General features: G+C 61.1%; 18 protein-coding genes. 12 read left to right on the forward strand and 6 right to left on the reverse strand.

The window, feature by feature from the left end; genetic code table 11:
- The first annotated feature begins 21 nt into the window (after positions 1 to 21).
- Positions 22 to 1,062: an anthranilate phosphoribosyltransferase gene (trpD, locus tag AOP79_RS10880; RefSeq protein ID WP_062073511.1), complete on the forward strand. Its 1,041-nt coding sequence runs from the start codon at positions 22 to 24 to the stop codon at positions 1,060 to 1,062.
- A gap of 10 nt (positions 1,063 to 1,072) precedes the next feature.
- Here the strand turns inward: trpD and AOP79_RS10885 are convergent, their stop codons facing one another.
- Positions 1,073 to 2,782, reverse strand: a complete 1,710-nt coding sequence (locus AOP79_RS10885) for a DEDD exonuclease domain-containing protein (RefSeq protein ID WP_161794265.1) — start codon at positions 2,780 to 2,782, stop codon at positions 1,073 to 1,075.
- A 422-nt stretch (positions 2,783 to 3,204) separates the two neighbouring features.
- Between AOP79_RS10885 and AOP79_RS10890 the strand changes: the two genes are divergently transcribed.
- The 4 genes from AOP79_RS10890 to AOP79_RS10905 all read left to right on the forward strand — a co-directional run bounded on the left by AOP79_RS10890 (position 3,205) and on the right by AOP79_RS10905 (position 7,527).
- Complete coding sequence (locus AOP79_RS10890) at positions 3,205 to 4,194, forward strand: ROK family glucokinase (protein ID WP_062073515.1); 990 nt, start codon at positions 3,205 to 3,207, stop codon at positions 4,192 to 4,194.
- 2 nt (positions 4,195 to 4,196) lie between these two features.
- The gene (locus tag AOP79_RS10895; RefSeq protein WP_062073517.1) at positions 4,197 to 4,913 is read left to right on the forward strand and encodes a lysophospholipid acyltransferase family protein; all 717 of its coding nucleotides are present in this window, start codon (positions 4,197 to 4,199) and stop codon (positions 4,911 to 4,913) included.
- A gap of 64 nt (positions 4,914 to 4,977) precedes the next feature.
- Positions 4,978 to 6,177: a pyrophosphate--fructose-6-phosphate 1-phosphotransferase gene (locus AOP79_RS10900; protein WP_062073519.1), complete on the forward strand. Its 1,200-nt coding sequence runs from the start codon at positions 4,978 to 4,980 to the stop codon at positions 6,175 to 6,177.
- Positions 6,178 to 6,180: 3 nt separating this feature from the next.
- Positions 6,181 to 7,527, forward strand: coding sequence for a class II 3-deoxy-7-phosphoheptulonate synthase (locus tag AOP79_RS10905; RefSeq protein WP_062073520.1), 1,347 nt, complete (start codon positions 6,181 to 6,183; stop codon positions 7,525 to 7,527).
- A gap of 73 nt (positions 7,528 to 7,600) precedes the next feature.
- On the opposite strand, the gene pknB is transcribed toward AOP79_RS10905, so the two are convergent.
- Together pknB and AOP79_RS10915 are read right to left on the reverse strand one after the other, a co-directional pair.
- Complete coding sequence (gene pknB, locus AOP79_RS10910; RefSeq protein WP_062073522.1) at positions 7,601 to 9,553, reverse strand: Stk1 family PASTA domain-containing Ser/Thr kinase; 1,953 nt, start codon at positions 9,551 to 9,553, stop codon at positions 7,601 to 7,603.
- 65 nt (positions 9,554 to 9,618) lie between these two features.
- Positions 9,619 to 10,938: a LysM peptidoglycan-binding domain-containing protein gene (locus tag AOP79_RS10915; protein WP_062073524.1), complete on the reverse strand. Its 1,320-nt coding sequence runs from the start codon at positions 10,936 to 10,938 to the stop codon at positions 9,619 to 9,621.
- A gap of 112 nt (positions 10,939 to 11,050) precedes the next feature.
- On the opposite strand from AOP79_RS10915, the gene AOP79_RS10920 reads away from it, so the two are divergent.
- Complete coding sequence (locus AOP79_RS10920) at positions 11,051 to 11,404, forward strand: Rv2175c family DNA-binding protein (RefSeq protein WP_236683407.1); 354 nt, start codon at positions 11,051 to 11,053, stop codon at positions 11,402 to 11,404.
- A gap of 29 nt (positions 11,405 to 11,433) precedes the next feature.
- Here AOP79_RS10920 and AOP79_RS10925 read toward each other — a convergent pair whose 3' ends face one another.
- Positions 11,434 to 12,507, reverse strand: a complete 1,074-nt coding sequence (locus AOP79_RS10925; RefSeq protein ID WP_161794266.1) for a polyprenyl synthetase family protein — start codon at positions 12,505 to 12,507, stop codon at positions 11,434 to 11,436.
- 106 nt (positions 12,508 to 12,613) lie between these two features.
- Here AOP79_RS10925 and AOP79_RS10930 point away from each other — a divergent pair, with 106 nt between their 5' ends.
- Positions 12,614 to 13,645 carry a DUF4192 domain-containing protein gene (locus tag AOP79_RS10930; protein WP_161794267.1) on the forward strand — a complete coding sequence of 344 codons (1,032 nt, stop codon included), beginning with the start codon at positions 12,614 to 12,616 and terminating at the stop codon, positions 13,643 to 13,645.
- A 241-nt stretch (positions 13,646 to 13,886) separates the two neighbouring features.
- A complete protein-coding gene (locus AOP79_RS10935; protein WP_236683410.1) occupies positions 13,887 to 15,218 on the forward strand; it encodes an RNA polymerase sigma factor in 1,332 nt (443 codons plus the stop codon).
- Positions 15,219 to 15,324: 106 nt separating this feature from the next.
- Here AOP79_RS10935 and AOP79_RS10940 read toward each other — a convergent pair whose 3' ends face one another.
- Positions 15,325 to 16,797, reverse strand: a complete 1,473-nt coding sequence (locus tag AOP79_RS10940) for an alanine/glycine:cation symporter family protein (RefSeq protein WP_062073530.1) — start codon at positions 16,795 to 16,797, stop codon at positions 15,325 to 15,327.
- 157 nt (positions 16,798 to 16,954) lie between these two features.
- On the opposite strand from AOP79_RS10940, the gene AOP79_RS10945 reads away from it, so the two are divergent.
- A complete protein-coding gene (locus tag AOP79_RS10945) occupies positions 16,955 to 17,323 on the forward strand; it encodes a hypothetical protein (protein WP_062073532.1) in 369 nt (122 codons plus the stop codon).
- 4 nt (positions 17,324 to 17,327) lie between these two features.
- A complete protein-coding gene (locus tag AOP79_RS10950) occupies positions 17,328 to 17,822 on the forward strand; it encodes a GNAT family N-acetyltransferase (RefSeq protein ID WP_062073534.1) in 495 nt (164 codons plus the stop codon).
- 88 nt (positions 17,823 to 17,910) lie between these two features.
- Here AOP79_RS10950 and AOP79_RS10955 read toward each other — a convergent pair whose 3' ends face one another.
- Complete coding sequence (locus AOP79_RS10955; RefSeq protein WP_174435662.1) at positions 17,911 to 18,738, reverse strand: TspO-related membrane protein; 828 nt, start codon at positions 18,736 to 18,738, stop codon at positions 17,911 to 17,913.
- Positions 18,739 to 18,887: 149 nt separating this feature from the next.
- Between AOP79_RS10955 and AOP79_RS10960 the strand changes: the two genes are divergently transcribed.
- Both AOP79_RS10960 and AOP79_RS10965 read left to right on the forward strand, forming a co-directional pair.
- Positions 18,888 to 20,987, forward strand: coding sequence for a DNA gyrase/topoisomerase IV subunit B (locus tag AOP79_RS10960; RefSeq protein ID WP_062073536.1), 2,100 nt, complete (start codon positions 18,888 to 18,890; stop codon positions 20,985 to 20,987).
- 33 nt (positions 20,988 to 21,020) lie between these two features.
- The gene (locus tag AOP79_RS10965; RefSeq protein WP_062073538.1) at positions 21,021 to 22,337 is read left to right on the forward strand and encodes a threonine/serine exporter family protein; all 1,317 of its coding nucleotides are present in this window, start codon (positions 21,021 to 21,023) and stop codon (positions 22,335 to 22,337) included.
- Positions 22,338 to 22,394: the final 57 nt, after the last annotated feature.

Consider the following 22,394-nt stretch of genomic DNA (forward strand, 5'->3'; position numbering starts at 1 on the left):
TCACAAACCCAGGGGAGCACCGTGGCTACTTTGCAAGAGTTGCTTGGCAAGCTGGTTGAACATCAGGACCTGACTGCGGAGGAAACTGCCTCCGTCATGGATGACGTGCTCACCGACGCGGCCTCGCCGGTTGCGATGGGCGCCTTCCTCGCGGCACTGCGCGTGAAGCGCGAGACCCCGGAAGAGGTCGCTGGCCTTGCCTCCGCAATGCTCGATCACGCTGTCCGGTTCGAAGTCCCTGGGCGCTCAGTGGACATTGTCGGAACCGGTGGAGACCGTTTTTCTACGGTGAACATTTCGACTATGGCTTCGCTCGTGATCGCCGGCACCGGAACCACGGTGGTGAAGCACGGCAATCGCGCGGCAACGTCTAAGTCCGGAAGTGCGGATGTGCTGGGTGCTTTGGGCGTCAACCTCGATCTTCCGCCAGAGCGAGTTGCCGAGCTCGCCAATGACGTAGGAATCACGTTCTGTTTCGCGCAGGTGTTTCATCCGGCTATGAAGTTTGCGATGCCGATCCGCAAGGAGATTGGCGTACCCACGACCTTGAACATCTTGGGTCCACTGACGAATCCCGCGCAGCCGCAGGCGAGTGCAATTGGTTCCTCAAGCATGCGAGTATCGCCAGTCCTTGCGGATGTCATCGCATCCCAGGGGCGGGAAGCTCTCGTCTTCCACGGGGACGACGGGCTTGACGAGCTGGCTGCCACCTCGCCGTCGACCGTGTGGGAAGTGCGTGGCCAGGAAGTAGTCCAGCATCGTCTCGATGCTGTGGCGGACTTGGGCCTCACACCGATCACGATCGACGACCTCCGAGGGGGCACTGCAACCGAGAACGCCGACGTGGCACGTCGGGTCTTGGACGGCGAGTCAGGGGCCGTGCGTGAGACCGTGATCTTGAATGCAGCTGCTGGCTTAGTGGCCGATGGGTCACTGGAAGGTACTGCGTCAGGCACGCTCGTCGAGCGGTTCTCTAGCGCCATCGCGCTATGTGAGGAGTCGATCGACTCGGGTTCTGCGGCCGGGGTATTGAACCGTTGGGTGGCTGCTACCCGCTCTTAGGGGCGGGGCGCTACTCGTTGTTCCACAACATCCGGTGCGTTCTGTCCTGGCGGCGAGCTTCTACCCACGCGAGGTGCTGACCGGCACCCGTCGCAGGGCTAGACCAAGTGCCGTCGACGTAGAGCAACCGAGTGCCGGGTTTCTCTAACCACGAGAGCACGATCTCCTGTTCCTCAATAAGTGCGGCATCGGCGTCTTCGGGATCAGTGTGCACCGCCTCGTCCCTTGCTTCGCGAAGGGCATCTGCAGCAGCCCATACGCCTGTCTTCACTCGCGCGGCGCCCGTGAGTCGGCCGTGCGCAACTGAGGCCAGTTCCCAGCCGTCTTCATCTGGCCGGACTGCGATGATGCTGCAGCTTTGCAGAGACAAAAGCCGGTCCGCACGGTGAGCCGCATCAACCACAATGCTGAGCTTGTCACGCGACTCGATTGCGCGCTCATAGTCCTCGGCCTGTGAATACCGCGCGACAGTTGATGCAATCGGCGCAACCACCCTGGCGATGTTCTGGTCGAGCGCAGCGCGGGTGAGACTTACGGCGCTGTCGTAACCAGTCTCATTGCCCGCAACACACGGCGCTGAACACGCGCCCATGTCTTTGAGTACACATGCACGCGCTTGTGGAGATGGTGTCAGCGGAAGTCGGGTAGTGCAGGTTCGCGTTCCTAGAGCCTCGTGCAGAGCCTCAATCGCAATGCGTGCCTCTGCGGTGCTACGAAAGGGACCTAGTGACCCTTGCCGGCGCGTCGTCCCGTAGTTGACGACGAGTCGCGGATGGGGTTCATCGGAAAGGCGAATCCATGGCGTCCGTTCACGGTGCTTCGAGCGCACGTTGAACTGCGGTTGCCACTGATGGATGAGGCGAACCTCATGGACGGCTGCCTCGAGGGCACTTTCGCACACGATGGTGTCGACCGTTGTTGCAAGTTCAACCATTGCCTTGACGCGTGTGCGTGTTTCAGCACGCGTGAAGTACTGCTTGACCCGTGACCTCAGATCTCTGGACGTGCCCACGTAAAGTGGATCGCCCTGCGGCCCGCGGAAGATATAGACGCCGGGTTGCGTCGGAACGGTGTCAGCGATCCTCGCTTTGCTTCTGATGCGCGCGGGCACTGTGGACTTGAGGGATGCCAGGTCCTCACGATGTGTGACCCCGAACGCAGCAAGCCGTTCGAGCATGCGGAACATGATCTCGCTCGTGGCTCGTGCGTCCGAAAGGGCTCGGTGGTCGGGCGTCACCGTAGTGCCGAAAATACGAGCCAAAGTGGAGAGTTTGCGATTGGGGGCTTCCTCTTTAGTTACCGTCCGTTGCGCGAGCAGCAACGTGTCAACGACTTCGTTGTGCGGCGCCGCGTACCCATGTTTGCTACATGCGGCACGGAGGAAGGACACATCGAAACGCGCGTTGTGTGCCACGAGCACGCTGTCACCAAGGAACTCGAGAAACGACGGGAGGACTTCACCGATCGAGGGCGCGTTGACGACCATTGCATCGGTAATCCCGGTGAGTCGCACCACGATGGGCGAAATCGCGGAGCCCGGATTCACGAGGGTTTGGAACTCACCAAGAACTTCTCCGCCCCGGACCTTCACGGCGCCGATTTCCGTGATTCCACACTCATGCGGGGAGGTGCCGGTCGTCTCCAGGTCAAACACCACGAACGTTGTTGCTGACAAGGGCTCACCGATCTCGATGAGGGACCGTTCCTGCGTGAAAGTCATGAGGCTGAGGATACGTCCGCTGTCTGACATGGTGGCTTGACGCGGAGCACGGGCCCACTGGCCCAGCCATGTCAGACCCCACTTTTACAGTCAGAACATGATTATTGAATGCAAGGAATGTGAGAAGCGTGGACGCGACTGCGGCGATTGCCTCGTAGGGTTTCTGACGTCGAGGCCTCAGCGACATCGGTTCGGGGACGCTCAGTCGCCCCCGGTCGATGAGTTGCCACAGATGGACGCTGACCAGCGACGGGCAGTGGGATACCTGATTGACGGAGGCTTGGTAGCGCCGTGGAGGCGAGAATCCCACGCTATACGTGCGAGCTGACCACAAACCTGGGACCTGTGCGAGCAATGAAGGCGGCGGGGCGCGATAGTCTCTCTAGGTACATTCCCCTTCACCTCGCAAGGAGCTCACTGGCATGTATGCAGTTGGCGTCGACATCGGTGGCACCAAGATCGCAGTAGGAGTTGTTGACGACGACGGTCGCATCCTGGAGCAGGTGCGTCGTCCGACGCAGCCGGAGGCGCCAGAGAGCATCGACGCGGCAATCGCCGATGCAGTGACAGAACTCGCCACTCGGTACGAGTTCGAAGCTGTGGGACTCGCCGCGGCCGGTTTTGTTTCATCGGATCGTGAGCGCGTGCTGTTTGCGCCGAATATTGCGTGGCGTGACTATCCGCTAGCTCAGCGCGTGGCATCGAAGCTTTATCGGACGGATCTCCACATCGTCGTGGAGAACGATGCGAATGCTGCGGGATGGGCTGAGTTTGCCTACGGTCCCGCGCGTGACGTATCCAGCATGATCATGCTGACAATCGGCACTGGCCTAGGTGGCGCCATCATCACGGACGGGCAACTTGTGCGTGGATCCGCTGGCTTTGCAGCTGAACTTGGCCACGTGCGCGTTGTCCCAGACGGGCACCCGTGTGGCTGTGGCCACCGTGGTTGCTGGGAGCAGTACGCGTCTGGCTCGGCGCTCGTGCGGGAAGCCAAACGTGCCGCGAGCGAGCGCTCGGTCCGAGCCGCAGATCTCCTTCGCCGGGCAGACGGTCATGCCTCAGCTATTAAGGGTCCTCACGTCACCGCCGCGGCCGACGCCGGGGATGAACTAGGCATTGAACTTCTCCACGAACTTGGCCACTGGATCGGGGCCGGCGCTGCGTCGATGTCGGCCGTCCTTGACCCCGAGATGTACGTCATCGGCGGGGGAGTGGTGGCAGCGGGAGACCTGTTGCTGAAGCCGGCACGTGAGTCATACAGCGCCGCGCTACCGGCTCTGGGACACCGACCCATCGCGGACATCGTCCCCGCATCGATGGGCAACGACGCCGGAATCGTGGGTGCGGCCGCGCTTGCCCGTGACTCCGCCGGAGTCAGCGGCAGTAGCCGCACGGGAGGCATTCTTTGACTATGTACTACCGCCTTTTCAAGAACGCGCTCATCGGCCCTCCCGCGAAGGCGTACTACCGCCCATGGCTCGAGGGCGGTGAGCACGTTCCCGAAGCAGGTGGTGCCATCTTGGCAAGCAACCACCTATCGTTCTCAGATTCAATCTTCTTGCCATTGGTACTCAAACGAAAAGTTGTCTTTCTTGGGAAGGCTGAGTACTTCACAGGTAAAGGACCAAAGGGGTGGGCTACTCGTGCGTTCATGGAGGGCGTAGGTGTGATCCCCGTACACCGCGGTGGCGGTCGAGCGTCCGAGGCGGCGCTACGTACGGGGCTTGAAGCCCTCCACGCTGGAGAGTTGCTGGGGATCTACCCCGAGGGCACCCGGAGCCCGGATGGTCGCCTGTACCGCGGAAAGACCGGCATGGCACGTATGGCCATTGAAGCTGGAGTGCCCATTCTTCCTGTCGCAATGATCGACACCCATATTGCGCAGCCGATCGGGCAAAAGGTCCCTTCGCGCCACCCGATTGGTGTCCGGATCGGCGAACCGATCAGGATTGATGCCTATGCAGGCTTACAGGAAGATCGGGAAGCGCTTCGCGAGCTCACCGACATCGTTATGCAAGACATCGCAGCGCTCTCTGGCCAGGAGTACGTCGATCGGGATTCGGCGCAGTACAAGCGCCAGTTGGAACGCGAAGAGCGCGATTCGGCCGAGACTCTCCCGGACGAGTAGCAGGCAGGCACACAAATCCCCCTAGAATGGCGGAGGAAAATAACCCTGCCACGAAAGGTCTGACATGTCGGTCCGCCGCGTCGCCCTGCTCACTGCGGGCGGTTTCGCCCCGTGCCTATCCTCCGCTGTCGGAGGTCTGATTGGTCGTTACACCGAAATCGACCCCGAGGTCGAGATCATCGCCTATCAGCACGGCTATTGGGGACTGTTGCGCGGCGAGTATGTGACTGTCACGCCCACCGTGCGCGAGAACGCAGGAATTCTTCACGAGTTCGGTGGTTCGCCGATCGGAAACTCCCGAGTCAAGCTCACCAACTACGACGACTGCTTCCGCCGCGGACTCGTCAAGGAAGGTCAGGACCCCCTCGCCGCTGCCGCTGAACAGCTGAAGGCCGATGGCGTCGATGTGCTGCACACCATCGGCGGCGACGACACGAACACGACTGCTGCTGATCTTGCTGCTTACCTGCACGAAAACGAGTACGAGCTCACCGTCGTGGGTCTGCCCAAGACCATCGATAACGACGTCGTGCCGATCAAGCAGTCACTGGGTGCCTGGTCCGCAGCCGAACAGGCTTCTGTCTTTGCGCAGAACGTGATCGGCGAGCATCGTTCAGGCCCGCGCATGCTTATCATCCATGAGGTGATGGGCCGTGCCTGTGGCTGGCTTACGGCCGCGGCGGGCATGAAGTACCGCGAGTGGCTTGATGCACAGCGCTGGGTGCCTGAGATTGGCCTCATGCGTGAACGCTGGGACATCCACGCCCTTTATGTGCCAGAAATGCCTATCGATCTGGACGCTGAAGCGGAGCGACTCAAGTCGGTCATGGATGAGAACGGCAACGTGAATATCTTCATCTCCGAAGGCGCTGGAGTGCCGGAAATTATCCGTGAAATTGAGGCCGCTGGTGGTGAGGTTGAGACCGACCCATTTGGTCACGTCAAGCTCGACACCATCAACCCCGGACAGTGGTTCGCGAAGCAGTTCGCTGACCGCCTCGGCGCAGAGAAGGTCATGGTGCAGAAGTCGGGATACTTCTCACGTTCGGCCCGTGCAAACGCGCAGGACCTCCGCCTGATCAAGTCGATGACGGACTACGCGGTTGAGGCTGCATTCCGCCGCGAACCCGGCGTTGTGGGTCACGACGAAGAGGACGGCGGGCGTCTCAAGGCAATCGAGTTCTCGCGCATCGCGGGTCACAAGCCTTTCGACACCAACACTCCTTGGTACCGCGACATGCTCGCGGACATCGGTCAGGGGTAATGCATGAGTGAGGCAGCTCTTGAGGCCGCCGGAGTTGATTCGTACCTGAAGTGTGACGCTAAGCAGCAGCCCAAGTGGCCTGACGCTGATGCGGTGCGTGAAGTGACGTCTCGACTGCGCCAGGTCCCCCCGCTCGTCTTCGCTGGCGAAGCTGATGTCTTGCGTGAGCAACTCGCTGCTGCGGGACGCGGCGAGGCGTTCGTTCTCCAGGGTGGCGATTGTGCGGAAATGTTCGCGGAAGCGACCGCGGATCACATCCAGAACAAAATCAAAACCATCCTGCAGATGGCCGTCATTCTGACGTACGGGTCTTCTACTCCCATCGTCAAGATGGGCCGCATGGCGGGGCAGTACGCGAAGCCGCGCTCAGCCGATACTGAAACTCGTGATGGCGTCACGTTGCCCGCTTACCGCGGTGACATCGTTAACTCGCATGCGTTCACGGAAGAGTCACGCGTGCCGAATCCTGAACGGTTGATGGACGCATATCACGTCTCCTCGTCGACTCTGAATCTCATGCGTGCTTTCACGCAGGGTGGATTCGCGGATCTGCGCCGAGTTCATGCCTGGAACAAGGGCTTCGCAGCTAACCCTGCGTATGCCAAGTACGAGCAACTCGCGGCTCAGATTGACCGAGCTGTGCGCTTCATGGGCGCGGCGGGCGGTGATTTCGATGCCTTGAAGTCAGTGGACTTGTTCTCAAGCCACGAGGCGCTCTTGCTGGACTACGAACGTGCCTTGACTCGTATTGATTCGCGTACGGGCAACGCCTACGACTGCTCAGCGCACTTCCTGTGGATCGGTGAACGTACGCGTGAACTTGACGGGGCTCACGTTGAGTTCATGTCCAAGATTCACAACCCCATTGGTGTGAAGTTGGGCCCGACAGCAACGGGGGAGGACGCACTGGCCTTGGCCGAGCGCCTCAATCCAGAGAATGTTCCAGGGCGATTGACTTTCGTCGCACGGATGGGTGCCCCGCGCGTGCGGGAGTCTCTCCCCCCGATTGTTGAACGTGTGCGTGACGCAGGCATTAATGTGACCTGGCTGACCGATCCGATGCACGGCAACACCTTTACGTCGGACTCTGGCTACAAAACACGTCGTTTCGACACCATCCTTGACGAGGTCCAGGGCTTCTTTGAGGTCCATCGTGAGGCTGGAACTGTGGCGGGTGGGCTGCACGTGGAGCTCACCGGTGACGATGTGACCGAGGTGATGGGCGGGGTCGAAGAGATCGACGATGCCGGTCTCGCTCAGCGTTACGAAACGAAGGTTGACCCGCGACTGAACCACCAGCAGTCGCTTGAGATGGCGTTCCAGGTGTCTGAGTTGCTGAGCCAGCGCTAGACCATCCAAAAGCCAAGAGAGGGGCCCACCGCGAATCCGCGGTGGGCCCCTCTCTATGTCAGGATTTTCAGCGTTAGTACTCGAGATAGACCCCGGAGCCTTGTTCCACATCGGTTCCGGCGGCCGGCTCAATATTGAAGACGACTGTGGAGAAGTTCCATGGATTGTCATCGCCGGTGACGGTGAGCCCGTCCGCTTCAAGGGCGGCCTTGGCGTCCGCATACTTCATACCGCGCACATCCTGGATGGTGACGAGGGGAAGGCCTTCAGAAACGGTGATCGTCATTGCCTGGGTGCGTGTGCCCGCTGTGCCAGCTTCTGGGGTTTGTGCGTAGACCTCGCCCGTAGCAACGCTCTCTGTGCGTCCGTAGTTCACCTCTGCGTCAATGCCAAAGGTTTGGAGTAGCGCGAGGGCGTCGGCTTCCGTCATGCCCACTAGATCCGGAGTCTCGATTGGTTCGGGGCCTTCGGAGACAGTGAGCTCAACGGGGGTGTCGTGGTCGACCGATTGATCTGCTTCAGGTGAGACAGCAATCACGAGGTCAGCCTCGACGGTATCGGAGTGCTCGAGGACGGGGTCCGCAACGGTGAAGCCCACGTCCGTGAGCGTTTCCTCGGCCTCGGCACTTGTCATGCCGGTGACATCAGGGACGGTGAGTTGCAGTTTGCCGAGGGAGACGAAGATGGTGACTTCTGCGCCGTTGAGTGCCCGCTGTTGAGCGGCAGGGTCGGTGTTGACGACGTTTCCGGCGGCAATGGCATCGTCGTGGGTTTCCTCGGTGGTGACATCGAAGCCCAAATCTGTGAGCACTCGAGTTGCTTCTTCTGCGGTTTGAGCGGTCACGTCGGGGACGGTGGTGTAGGCGCCGGGGCCGACGGCTTGGTACCACCAGATGCCCAGAGCGCCCATGACGAGGAGCGCTGCTGCGATCGCTCCGATCCACCAGCCTGCCCTGTGACGCTGTTGCTCGGGTTCGATGGCCTCGGGGTCATCGTCAGTCAGTTGAGTGTCGTATGTGACGAGCACAGCGTCAGAGCCTTCGAGACCGATGGGTAGTGCGACCGTTGACCCTGACGGGGGTTCATGGAGCACTGCAGTTGCCGCGGCATCGGACGACGTGGTCGCGACTGCCCCGGAGGGGGGAGTCGCTCTGCGTGCAAGGGTGGGGTCATCGAGCGAGCCGTGAAGGTCTCGGACGAGAGCGAGTGCTGCACGGGCGTCTTGCGGACGTGCATCGGCAGCTCGGGACGTCAGTGTCGCTACTGCCTCGTCGATCTCGACGGGTAGCCACGCGACCTGCGAGGACGGCGGTGGCACGTCTTCGTGGACATTGCGCGATGCGAGAGCGAGGGCGGTGTCGGCCGAGAACGGCTGTGTGCCTGTGAGAAGTTCGTAGAGCAGAATGCCGGCGGCATAGACATCGGTGCGGGTGTCTGCTGTGCCGTGTGTCACGAGTTCTGGTGCTAGATACGCCACGGTGCCGAGCAGTGTGCCAGTGGTGGTGCTGGTCACTTCGGTGACGGCGCGGGCAAGACCGAAGTCCGTGAGTTTGGGTTCGCCCTCGGAGTCAATGAGGACATTCTCCGGCTTGAGGTCGCGGTGCACGAGGCCTTGTGCGTGAGCGACTGAAAGAGCGGCGAGAACCTTATCTGTGATGTCCAGTGCATCGCCGACGCTGAGTGTGCCTTCGCGGTTGAGCAGTTGGCGAAGGTTTTCGCCGCGAACGTACTCCATCGTGAGGTAAGAGATATTGCCGTCGACACCTTGGTCGTAGACCCTCACCATTCCGGAGTGGGTCAGTCGAGCGGCAGCTTTTGCCTCGCGTTGAAACCGCGCGACGAAATCTGCTCCCGTGGCATCCGCTGCAAGGTGGGGATGCATGACCTTCAATGCAATCTCGCGTTCGAGGTTGTTGTCGAAGGCGACGTAGACAGTCGCCATTCCACCGGCTGCGATGCGTTCGCGCACCTCGTAGCGGCCGTCGATGAGACGGCCAAGGAGGGGGTCGGTCAAGGTCTCGGACACGGCAACATTCTAAGGGTGGCTTGCAGAGTTCTTGGTGTGCGGGTCACGGTGCGGCGCGTTGCGCCTCAGTATTGCTCCATGAGGGCGAGGACGGACGCGACATAGCGCTTGGTGTCGTCGTACATGCCGTACTTGCGGACACCGGCCTCACCTTGGTAGTAGCCAGCAATGGCGATACTCAGGTCTTGGCCGTCGCGTGTGAGGTGGCTAAGGATGGAGATTCCTGCCTCAACGTTGTCCACAGGAGTGAGGAGATCCAGGTCGCGGCCCACCATGTCCGATGCCCACTCACCAGAGCTGGGGATCACCTGCATCGCTCCAACTGCGTTGGCAGGGGATACCGCACGCATGTTGAAGCCTGACTCTTGATACGCGATGGCTTGTGCGAGTGCTGGGTCGACCCCGTAGCGATGGGCAGCGGCAACAATCATTGCCTGCATCTGATCGCGGGAGGGCACTTCGCTGGCGTTGAGTGCTGCCTTGTTCCGGTTCGCAGCCTCCACGGTAGGGGCATCGTATGTGCGGCCCGCGAAGGTATCCCCGACAAGTCCGGTGGGCGTGCCGCCGGAGATCGAGAGTTCCTGACCCACTGTGATGAGCGACGGGTTCTTGATGTCGTTGGTGGCCACGATGTTCGCCAACGGGACACCTTGGTTTGCAGCGATTGAGGCCAGCGTGTCGCCTGCTGCGACGGTATACGTCACCGGTGCGTCGCTACTGGTCTCGTTCACGCTGGTGCTGGTGGCGAGCGGCGTGTTGGATGTGGCAGACGTGCTTCCGGCAGCGGTGCCGCCCGGGATTGAGAGTTCTTGCCCCGGGCGAATGAGGGTGCTTCCGGCGAGGTTATTGGCAGAGTTGATCGCGGAGACTGAGGTGCCGTATTGCCGAGCGAGGTCCCAGACCGTGTCGCCCTCCGCGACAGTGTGAGTCGGTGTGCCCGCCGTGTTCGCAGTGGTGGTCGCTGAGGAGCCGGGAATGGTGATGGTCTGACCAAGTCGGATGACGGCTGTGGGTCCGAGGTCGTTGGCGGCGGCAATTGCCGACACCGTGGTGCCGTAGGCGCGGGCTAGTCCCCATACGGTGTCGCCGTCACTGACAGTGTGCGTCTGCGCTTGCGCCGAGGCGGCGCCTTGGGCGGAACTGGGGATGGTGAGGGTTTGGCCGATGACGATCAGGCCGTGGCTGTTGAGCCCGTTGCTCTCGATGATGCTTGAAACGCTCGCACCGTAGCGCGCAGCGAGTTGACTCACGGTCTCGCCGGGGGAGACGCGATGCTGCTCATCAGCGAAGGCTGGGGATGCACCTAAGGCGCTAAGTGCGATCGCGGCAGTGGCGCACGAGACTGTGGTGCGCAGTGTGCGTTGGGAGAAAGTGATGCGGCCCACGGCATACTCCTTGCTGGAACAGTTGTGTCTGATGTGACAGATGTTACAAAAGTGACTGTAGTCATCTCAAGTGACGTACGCAAGGGTTGCGCAGCATTTGTACGCTGTACGTGTGAGTGAATCCTTAAATTGGCTGTCCGTGCCCGAGTTTGCCGACGCGCTATCCGTGGAGCCGGCGCAGGTGCGCGACATGCTGCGCCAGCGCGACATCGTTGCCGTGCGGCGGGGGGAGAACAACGCGCTACACATTCCCGCCGAGTTCTTGATCTATACGGAGGGATCGCGCACACGCGTGATTCCGACTTTGCCGGGCACCCTGACGCAATTGAGCGATGCGCGATTGACGGATGACGAGATGATCGAGTGGCTTTCGACAGACCTCGACGAGCTCGGTACAACACCTCTTGACGCACTTCGCGAGGGCAAGCGTGCCCCTGTGCGTCGTGCTGCCCAGTCACTGGGATAGCTCTCGCTGGGGCAGGAGACGCCCCTTGTCTAGTGCAGTCGGTGCACAGCCGCGTGCGCGATTGTGCTCAGGACACGCGCTCCTTCGGGCTCGAGGTCGACCGCGAAGAGCTCCGAGTTGGCGCTGGAATACAAGGCGCTGATCTCTTGCTCCGCTCGGTCAAGGGCGCCGGTGTCCATGACCGCGGACACCGCATCGCTGACTTGTTCCTGGGTCGCAGCGCGATCCCCGAGGCACTGCTCAATCGCAGCGCGGGTGCCGGAGTCGCCGTGGGTCCATGCGTCCCAGATCAGCAAGGTGCGCTTGCCTTCGCGAATGTCGTCGCCGGAAGGTTTACCGGTGAGCTCGGGGCTTCCCACAAGACCTAGAACGTCGTCTCGCAACTGGAATGCCAAACCCAGGGAGACTCCCGCCTTATGGAGCTGTGCCACACGCTCTTTCGACGCGCCGGCGGCAACCGCCCCCATGGCCAGGGGGTACTCGGACGAGTAGGAGGCTGTCTTACAGCGCATCACTGTCAGGATCTCGTCGCGCTGGTCGCCGAGGGACGCGAGAGGCTGGACAGCGGCTCGCATGTCGGCGTACTGCCCCAACGTGACGAGCTCTGCCATCTGGGCGAACATTTGTGAGAGCGCGTAGCCGGTGTCTGCGGCACTGTGATGAGCATCGGAAACTAGCCGGTGAGAGGCCATCAGCGCCACGTCGCCGGCAAGGATTCCTCCAGCCTTCCCATAGTCTTCGCCTGATCCTTCCCAACGTTGATCACCGTGGAAGGTTTCGATACGTCGATGGGTTGCTGGCATCCCGCGGCGCGTGTCTGATCCATCGAGCACATCGTCGTGGAGCAGCGCAGCGGTCTGGAACAACTCGAGCCCTGCCGCCAGCGATGTCACGGCAGCTTCGTTGGATCCTGTGTGTGCTCGATGCGATGCAAGCATGAGGAGAGCCCGTAGTCGCTTTCCTCCCGATGCGGCATCCCGCAATGGCGCAATGATCTCCTTCGAGGCATCCCCAACGGAGGCGACCGAGGCCTCCACTGCATCGAGACCTCTAAAGATGGCATCGTCGGTGGCGTTCTTCCAGAGCGCGGCGAGATCAGTCACGTCCTCAGCGTAAGCCCCCGTCCCCAGAGCGATGAAACACGGTGCGCGCTCCACAGATGTCTGCGAAGACCTCGGAGGCAGAGGTGTGTTCGCCAGTGTGGTCGCTATGACTAGTGAGAGTATTCGTGGCCCTGGCGAGTTGATCGCCGTCATCCCGCTGTTGATTGGATTCGTGCCCCACGAATCCGTTGTCGTGACCGGACTCGACGATGGCGGAGAAGTGGCAGTGATCATGCGCGTGGAAAGGGGTGATCTAGGAGTTCCTGACCTGGTGGAGCCGATGATGGCCGATGTCACCGCCACCTTGCGGAGAGAAGGGGCGACCAAGGTCATTCTCGTGTCGTGGACAACGGACGACGTGAGCCTTGGTTGTGAGGCGCTAGACGTCCTTACGCCGCGTCTCGAGCACGACGTCAAGGTGCTCGATTCGTGGGCTACCGACGGTCGGACCTATGGCGGTCCCGGCTGTGCCGATCAGCGCTGTTGCCCACCGGGAGGAAGGCCGATTCCGCAGTGCACGGCTATTCCGATGGCCCGTGTCTCGCGGCGGATCGGCCATCGCCCCCTTCCGCCGTCATCCGATCAGCGGCAGCAGGTGCGCAACATCGCGCGCGTAGCCCAGCGATGGGAGAAGAAACTGGAGCTCGGGCGTGACGAATGGTGTGAGCGGAGCTGGAAGGAGATCCGGTCACACATGGAGGCTCCAGCAGGCGCTCCTGCTTGGGGCAAAGTCCTTGGGGGACTTCAAGATGTGCGCGTGCGTGATGCGCTGATCGTTTCTTGGCTGGGTGCAAGCGACGAGGTGATTAGTGATGTGCTTCATGGAAGGGATACCGAGGGCGTCGATGACGTGATGTCTGGTGCGTTGCGACCAGGAACGGCAACCATCCCCGAACCTTCTGACCTGGTATCTGCTCGAGAGTGGGTCGAGACCCTTGTCACGGTCGCGACCCAGCGACGCCGTGCCGTGGCGCATAGTCTTCTGGCAGTCTTGCACTGGTGGAATGCTGACTTGGCCGGCTGTGAGGCTGAAACGAGGCGAGCCCTCGCCTGTGATCCGGGCTACTCTTTGGCGAGCCTCCTAGCTGACATGTGTGCGTATGGACTCAGGCCGGGATGGGCGCAGACGCGGGGTTGAGCGGGGAATCACTGACGGGCGGATCCGCGCGAGGTCGCCTTCCAGGTGGAACCTGACAGTTGACATAGTCGTTATACTTAAATGGATTTGCGTGATGCGCTTCGGAGCCGCCTCTCACCATCTCCCCACCAGACACACAGCACGCGTGCTTTGTGCCCTGCGGAAGCCGGGAAGGGGATGGCATGGGTGGGCGGCGCCGAGGTCCCTCACGTGTCGTGGAACGTTTTGCGTTCCATATTTGTTGACGTTTCGTAACGCGCCATCCGCGCGCTCCAACGAGAAGGAGAAGGCCACGACTACCGCAGCCTCGTCCACAGCCCGCAAGTCCGCTTCCACCAAGGCAGGATCTTCATCGGCTGAAGCGTCCAGTGAGGAGACCGTGGAGTCGACCAGCGCCTCGGAAGCCCCAAAGAAGCCTGCCGCCAAAAAGGCTCCGGCAAAGAAGGCAGCGCCCAAGCGCAAGCCTGCAGCGAAGAAGGCTCCCGCCAAGAAGGCTGCTCCCAAGAAGGAGACCATCAAGGCCTCGGATGTGCCCGAGGAGCGTGAGCTCGAAGAGCCGGACGAAGAGCCAAAGAAGCCGTCCAACACCGATGACGAGAAGTCTGGCTACGTTCTCCGTACCGGCGATGACGATGCTCCAGTTCAGCAGGTCACGACGGCTGGTGCGACTGCCGACCCGGTCAAGGACTATCTCAAGCAGATCGGTAAGGTCGCACTGCTGAACGCAGAGCAGGAAGTTGACCTGGCCAAGCGCATCGAAGCGGGATTGTTCGCAGAGGAGAAGCTCGCGTCGGGTGAGAAGATCGCTCCAAAGATGCGTACTGAGTTGCAGTGGATTGCCAATGACGGGCGCCACGCGAAGAATCACCTCCTTGAAGCGAACCTGCGCCTCGTGGTGTCTTTGGCTAAGCGCTACACCGGCCGTGGAATGCTCTTCCTGGACCTGATCCAGGAAGGAAACCTGGGTCTTATCCGTGCTGTAGAGAAGTTCGACTACACCAAGGGATACAAGTTCTCCACCTACGCAACCTGGTGGATCCGGCAGGCCATCACACGAGCCATGGCAGACCAGGCACGCACCATTCGTATTCCAGTGCACATGGTCGAGGTCATCAACAAACTGGCAAGGGTTCAGCGTCAGATGCTGCAAGACCTTGGTCGCGAGCCCACCCCTGAGGAACTCGCAGAGGAACTCGACATGACGCCTGAGAAGGTGGTCGAGGTACAGAAGTACGGTCGCGAGCCAATCTCGCTTCACACCCCGCTGGGTGAAGACGGTGACAGTGAGTTTGGAGACCTCATTGAGGACTCAGAGGCTGTCGTTCCCGCCGATGCGGTGGGCTTCACTTTGCTTCAGGAAGAGCTCACTAAGGTGATGGACACATTGTCAGAGCGTGAAGCGGGCGTCGTTGGAATGCGGTTCGGCCTGACGGACGGGCAGCCCAAGACCCTCGATGAGATTGGCCGAGTCTTTGGTGTGACGCGCGAGCGTATTCGCCAAATTGAGTCCAAGACGATGTCGAAGTTGCGTCACCCATCGCGCTCGCAAGTATTGCGCGACTACCTCGACTGATTCTCCGACGCCCTCGGGGGAGGGATGGAGACAATCCAACATCAGCCGCCGGAGCGCTTGTCGCGCTCCGGCGGCTTTTGCGTTTCCGAGGTCCGACCGCGGGTTGTTAGTCGACTGGCTGGCCCGGGTTCGCTTGAGGGGCACGTCCCGTGACTGATTGCTCGTCCTCCCATACCGCGATCCCGTTGATGCCGGGCAGAGTCGCACGTGTAAACACGGGATCGCGCCCGGCCTTCGCTTGCGCCGAATAGTCGCGAAGCATGACGACAACGAGCGGTGTGAGGACGGCTAGCACGGGCATGTTGATCAACGCGAGAATTCCGAGCGCCCCGTCTGAGAGGGTCCACACCACACCCGCAGAAGCCAGGCATCCAAAGAACACGCACATTACGACACCAGTGCGGTAGAGCGACATGACACGTGGCTTCGACGTGATGTATGCGACGTTCGACTCTCCGTAGTAGTAACTACCAAGGATCGTCGAGAACGCCAGCAGGAACACGATCAGCGACAACACATGGCCTGCCCACGGCCCTAGCGTCGTTTCTACCGCGTTCTCCGTCAGTGTGATGCCTTCCGGAGCATTCGTCAGGTCAGGTTGGGACACGAGAATGATGAAGGCCGTGATGGAGCAGACGATCAGCGTGTCGAAGTAGACCCCCAATGACTGCACCAATCCTTGCTTGACGGGATGCGTGGTTGCCGCTGCCGCTGCAGCGTTTGGTGCGGTGCCAAGCCCGGCCTCGTTCGAGAACATTCCGCGTTGAATGCCGACGACAATCACGGAGCCCACCGCGCCACCTGCCACCGACGAACCCGTGAACGCGTCTTCGAAGATGAGCTGGAACACGACTCCAATCTGATCGGCGTTGCTGGCCACCACGAGGATCCCCAGGAGCAAGTACAACAATGCCATGCTTGGTACGAGCGAGGTGGTGAACCGGGCAATGCGACGGACGCCACCAAACACCACAAGAGCAGTGGCGGTTGCGAGAACGATGGCGACCAGGGGAGGCACCACTGCGCTGCTCAGGAATCCAGAACTCGACGTCACCGTTTCAGTGATGGTGTAGGCCTGAAGGGAGTTCACGATAAACGGGATCGCGACAATGAGCACGATGGCGTAAACGATGCCAAGAGTGCGGGAACCGATGCCCTTCTCCATGTAGTACGCCGGGCCTCCACGGAATCCGTCAGCCTCACGTCGCTTGAACAACTGGGCAAGGGTCGCTTCCACGAAACTCGTGGCACCGTTCACCAGAGCGAGAGTCCACATCCAAAACACTGCCCCGGGACCACCGACGGCAATAGCTGTGCCCACGCCTGCGATGTTGCCAATACCAACCCGTGAAGCAGCGGACAGCATAAAAGCTTGAAAGGCTGACAACGACTGTGGGTTGCCGTCTTTGTCGAGTGGCGTAGCGTCCGTGAGTGTGGAAAACATGCGGGGCAACATGCGAATCTGGACCGCGCCAGTGCGGACCGTGAAGTAGAGGCCCAGCACGAGAATGATGGGCGCGGAGATCCACGTCCACAAGCTGTCAACCGCAGCCGCTACCCACTGGTCGATAGTGTCCATTGTGTTGCCAGATTAGTGGTGGGGCAGTACCACCGCTCCCTGGAATCTGGTGACGGCCAAGTGCGCTGTCTCAGCGGCGCATCCCCATCGGCTATCCACGTGGGTTCGGCGAGGCGTTATTATCGTGGTGCTACGGCATCAATCAGGGAGTTCTCTCATGGACATCGTGCGCTACGCACTGCTCATCGCCCACTTCGTCGGCCTTGCAGCCATTCTGGGGCCCTTCCTTGATCAATGGCGTCACGACGTCAAGCGCATCACACGCACCATGGTCTGGGGTGCCCGGGCTCAACTGTTGACAGGGCTCTTGCTGGTCGGCGTTGCTGAGATGCAGGACTACGACGTTGATCACGTCAAGATTGCGGTCAAACTTCTCGTGGCTGTTGCCATTGCTGGCCTAGCTGAGGTGGGATCCAAGCGCACCAAGGCGCTCACCGCCGACAGCGTAGGCGGCGGCGTAGTGACGTTCTGGTGGCTCATCGGCGCACTCACGCTGGTTAACATCATCGTCGCGGTGACCTGGTAATCACGTGTCGACGGTTCGCTTAGCGACGTCAGCCGATGCCGCGGAGATCGTGCACCTTGGTGCGCTGATGTATAAGGCGGTCGGTTCTAAGCCCACACCGACGTGGGCAGTCGATGCGACCCAGCTGGTGCGCGACCGCATCGGCCGTGATCTCATCGGCATGGTGATCGACGCGCCCGAGGGCGGCCTCGCATGCTGCGCTCTCCTGAACATCGCACCTCGCCTCCCAAAGCCCGGTGCCATGGCGCACCACATGGGCTACATCCAATGGGTTTCGACGGCGCCCCAGCATCAGCGCAAAGGTTATGCGCGCGCAGTGATGGACGCGTTGCTTGTGGAGACAGATAATCGGGGCATTGAGGTGGTCGAGTTGCACGCGACGCCCGTGGCACGCCCGATCTACGAAGACCTTGGCTTCTACGTCAAGCGCGACAATATTGCGATGTTGAGCGTACGAGGGCGGCCAGATATGCCGATTCCCGACGGAGAAGGCCTCTAAATCTTCGCGCCCACTACATACCGCACTAAGTGACACACCCCACTAGGGCTAGCACCGTCTCGTCTCAGTCAACACGCATGCTCATGCCTCAGTCGCCGTCGGTCCTGAGGTCAACAGACTCGAGACGGCGGTCACTGCGGAAGTCGAGCGCTGCGAACGGTGCAGCGAACGCTACGGTTGCGGCGAGGCCTGCCGCCCACATGACCGCGATGTCGTGCGGCTCACCCGAGCCGCGACCCACCGCGATCCAGGCAAGGCCCCATGCCATCGCCAGACCTGTGGACACTGCGAGCGTCGGACGCCACTTCAACGCGATGCTCATGATGGCTGCGAGTGCGGCGACCAGGGCCAGAACTACCACTGCCCACACCGTGCCGTCGCCCGCGTCGGCTTTCACTGCGTCGCGTCCAGCGGCGGTCACGTTCGCCACGGTTGCGACGGCGGACCAGCCCAGGTAGAGCCCCACTGTCACTTCGGTGACAGCGCGGTCGAGCACGTTCGATGCAGGAGTAGCGACGAGGCGGGCGGCAATCACGCCGAGCACAGCGACCAGCGCTGCCAGAACCAGCACTGATACCCAGAGCCACCCAGCCTGGACTACACCAATCCAGACGGCGTTCAACACCATGGACACGAGTACCCACCAGGACACTGCACGCATACGAGGATCCGCTGCGCGGGAGGGGAGTGCTTGCACAATGGCAAAGAGCACAAGTCCTACGTAGATGACGCTCCAGATTGCGAATGCTGGACTGTCGGGCGCGAGCAGTGTGGCATCGGCCGCTAAGGCGCCACCCGCGGCGTCAGCGATGTTGGTGCCGCCAAAGGCACCTGATCCCCATGCCGCGCCCATGACAGCAACCACGGCACCCACAGCAACGACGGCTTGATGGATACGATCTCCTGCGGCGGACATGTGGTCTCCCTTTCGTCGGTTCATCAGGGGAAACGATGATGGGGGTGCCTCCTATTCCGAAGGCCACCGGACACAGCGCGAGTGTGCGGCGCATGATCACTCGGTGCGCCTGAACGTCACGGTGGGGGCGGGCGCATATCCTTGTCGCCGTGGCTGCCTCTGATTACTCCGCACGACACCTGTCCGTTCTCGAAGGCCTCGAGGCGGTACGTAAGCGACCTGGCATGTACATCGGGACCACGGATTCCCGTGGCCTCATGCATTGTCTCTGGGAAGTGATCGACAACTCCGTTGACGAAGCGCTGGGGGGCTATGGCGAAGAGATCGTGGTCATCTTGCACCCCGATGACTCAGTTGAGGTGCGTGACAGCGGTCGTGGAATCCCGGTGGACGTCGAACCCAAGACGGGGCTGACGGGCGTCGAGGTCGTCATGACTAAACTCCACGCAGGAGGCAAGTTCGGCGGGTCCTCATATGCGGCATCGGGGGGCCTGCACGGCGTCGGAGCATCGGTGGTAAATGCGCTCAGCGAGCGACTCGATGTGTGGGTTGACCGTGGAGGCAAAACCCACCACATGGCGTTCCGCCGCGGCGAACCTGGCAACTGGGACGACCCGGCTTCGGGGCCCAGCACTGACTCAACCTTTGCGCCATTCACCACAGGCTCCGAGCTCGCTGTCGTCGGTAAGGTCGCCAAGGGGCGTAGCGGGACACGCATCCGCTACTGGGCTGACCGTCAGATCTTCAACAAGAAGGCTCACTTCACCTTCGAGGACCTCATTACCCGAGCTCGCCAGACCGCGTTCCTTGTACCGGGACTGACGTTGACCGTGCGGGACGAGCGCAATCCCGACGAGATGAGCGAGGAGTCGTTCCGATACGACGGCGGCCCGCGTGACTTCGTTGAATTCATCGCTACCGATGCTGGTGTGACGGATACGTGGGAACTCAAGGGGGAGGGGCACTACTCGGAGACAGTTCCCGTGCTCAAGGCCGACGGCACGCTGGTGTCGGAAGAGGTCGAGCGGACATGCCAAGTTGACGTCGCATTGCGGTGGGGCGTGGGGTATGAAAGCGAAGTGCGGTCGTTCGTCAACATCATCGCCACCCCCAAGGGAGGTACGCACCAAGCCGGGTTCGAGGCTGGGCTGACCAAGGTGCTGCGCAAGGTCATCGAAACCAATGCACGACGGCTGAAGCTGACCGGCAAGGATGGCGCCGAGCGCATCGAGAAGGACGACATCATGGCTGGCATGACCGCAGTCGTGACGGTGCGGATCTCGGAGCCACAGTTCGAGGGTCAGACAAAGGAAGTGCTGGGCACGACTCCCGTCCGTGGAATTGTGGCCAAGGTCGTTGAGAAGGAACTGACCGCACTGATGACGTCTGCCAAGCGGGATGACAAGGCACAGGCCAACACCGTGATGGAGAAGATTGTCGCGGAAATGAGGGCGCGTGTGGCGGCGCGGAAGCAAAAAGAGATCTCCCGACGCAAGAATGCCCTCGAGACGTCCTCGCTTCCGGCGAAACTCGCGGACTGCCGTAGCAATGACGTCGAGACGTCGGAACTTTTCATTGTCGAAGGTGACAGCGCACTTGGTACGGCCAAGCTCGCGCGTCAGTCCGACTTCCAGGCGCTCCTGCCGATCCGAGGCAAGATCCTCAACGTGCAGAAAGCTTCCGTGACAGACATGCTGCACAACGTGGAGTGCGCTTCGATTATTCAGGTTCTGGGTGCCGGATCGGGACGTACGTTCGATATTGAGCAGGCTCGGTACGGCAAGATCATTCTCATGACCGATGCGGACGTTGATGGAGCGCACATTCGCACATTGCTGCTCACGTTGTTCTTCCGCTATATGCGCCCGATGATCGATGCTGGCCGCGTGTACGCGGCTGTTCCGCCCTTGCATCGGGTGGAGGTGAAGGGCTCGCCTCGGCGTGAGAAGGAGTACATCTACACCTACTCTGAGAAGGAGCTCTCCGACACGCTCCGCGATCTGAAGCGTGCTGGACGAAAGTACAACGAGGACATCCAGCGGTACAAGGGCCTCGGTGAGATGGACGCGGATCAATTGGCGGAGACGACGATGGACCCCACGCACCGCACCTTGCGCCGGATCACCGCTGAGGACGCTGAAGCCAGCGAACGGGTATTCGACCTGCTGATGGGTAACGAGGTCGCTCCACGCAGAGACTTTATTATTGCTGGTGCACAGAAACTTGATCTCGCGCAGATCGATGCCTAGATAGACCGATACGACAAGGGTGCACAGCGAGCAATGGACGTGGTGAGTGGCCAGGACGACGAATGGGACGACACCCAAGTCCGGGCAACCCACGAACTCGAAGAATCCCTTGAACCCGTTGCACTCATCGAGCAATCCCGTGTCGTGATGCGTACGGGCCGGCTCATGCTGGCTGCGGGTACAGCAAGCTATCGAGTCAAGCAGGCGATGCGGGAGGTCGCGCTTGCACTGGGCGTCGACGGCCACACCAACCAAGTAGCTCTGACGGACATCGCGACGACCTCGCATCGTGGACGGATCTTCCGCACCGAGGTCGCAGAGAATCACGTCTTTTCAGTGAATACAGACCGCTTGCTGCGGTTTGATCGGCTTCGGCGCACGTTGCCCGCTCACACCACGCCTCGCGAGGTTCATCGTGCACTCGATCAGATTGAGGCCCGCGGTCCGCTGTACCCCGGCTGGGTCAATTCGGCTGTAGCGGGCTTGGCCTGTGCAGCCTTTGCTGTGTTGAACGGCGCTCTTGCTTGGGAAGTGGTGACGGTGCTCGTCGCTGCGGCCTGCGGCCAATGGACGCGTCGCGCCTTGGGCCACAAAGGATTTAATCCTTTCGGCGTCACCCTTGCTGCGGCCCTGGTCAGTACGGGCATCTACTCCGGCGTGGTGGGGATCATCAGCACCACCGGAGCCGACGTCGATACGCACGCGGCTGGAATGATCTCATCCGTCCTCTTCCTGCTACCTGGGTTCGTGCTGATCACGGGTGTGTTGGACATGGCGAAGATGGATCTCCAGGCAGGTATTCAGCGGATCACGTACGGCACCATGATTACGATGGCCGCCGGTGTTGCGGTATGGGTGGTTTCGTTGGTGACCGCCTTCGATACCCGTCCACGTCCAGACCACGACTGGGGCGTCTACGGTGACATTGGCGTGTGGGCAATTCCCTCGGCGTGTGGTGTCCTCGGTTTCTCGCTGATGTTCAACAGCCCCTGGCGAATGGCACTCACGGCCGCGTTGATTGGCTGTATTGCCAACACTGGGAGGCTCGCTGCCATGGACGCAGGGATGGAAACCCAGATTGCCACTGCCTTGGCGTGCATTCTGGTGGGTTGCTTGGCGGCGTTTGCAGCCAGGGGTGGGCGCTTTCCCGTCATCACGCTCTCGGTGCCTGCGGTGCTCGTGATGATTCCCGGTGTCGCCGCCCACGAAGCCCTGGTGGCACTCAACGACTCGGACTACCTCACCGCGATGGGTGGATTGCTTGAGGTGACATTGGTGATGTTGTCGATCATGGTTGGGCTTGTCGTCGCAAAACTCCTGACAGATAAACATTGGGCGTTCGCTGACTGACCCTTTGCCCAAGCATGGGAATTCACTCACGGGCACATTGCCGCTACCCTCATGTTC

Origin of the sequence: Demequina sediminicola (assembly GCF_000975055.1) — a bacterium.
GTDB classification, from domain to species: domain Bacteria; phylum Actinomycetota; class Actinomycetes; order Actinomycetales; family Demequinaceae; genus Demequina; species Demequina sediminicola.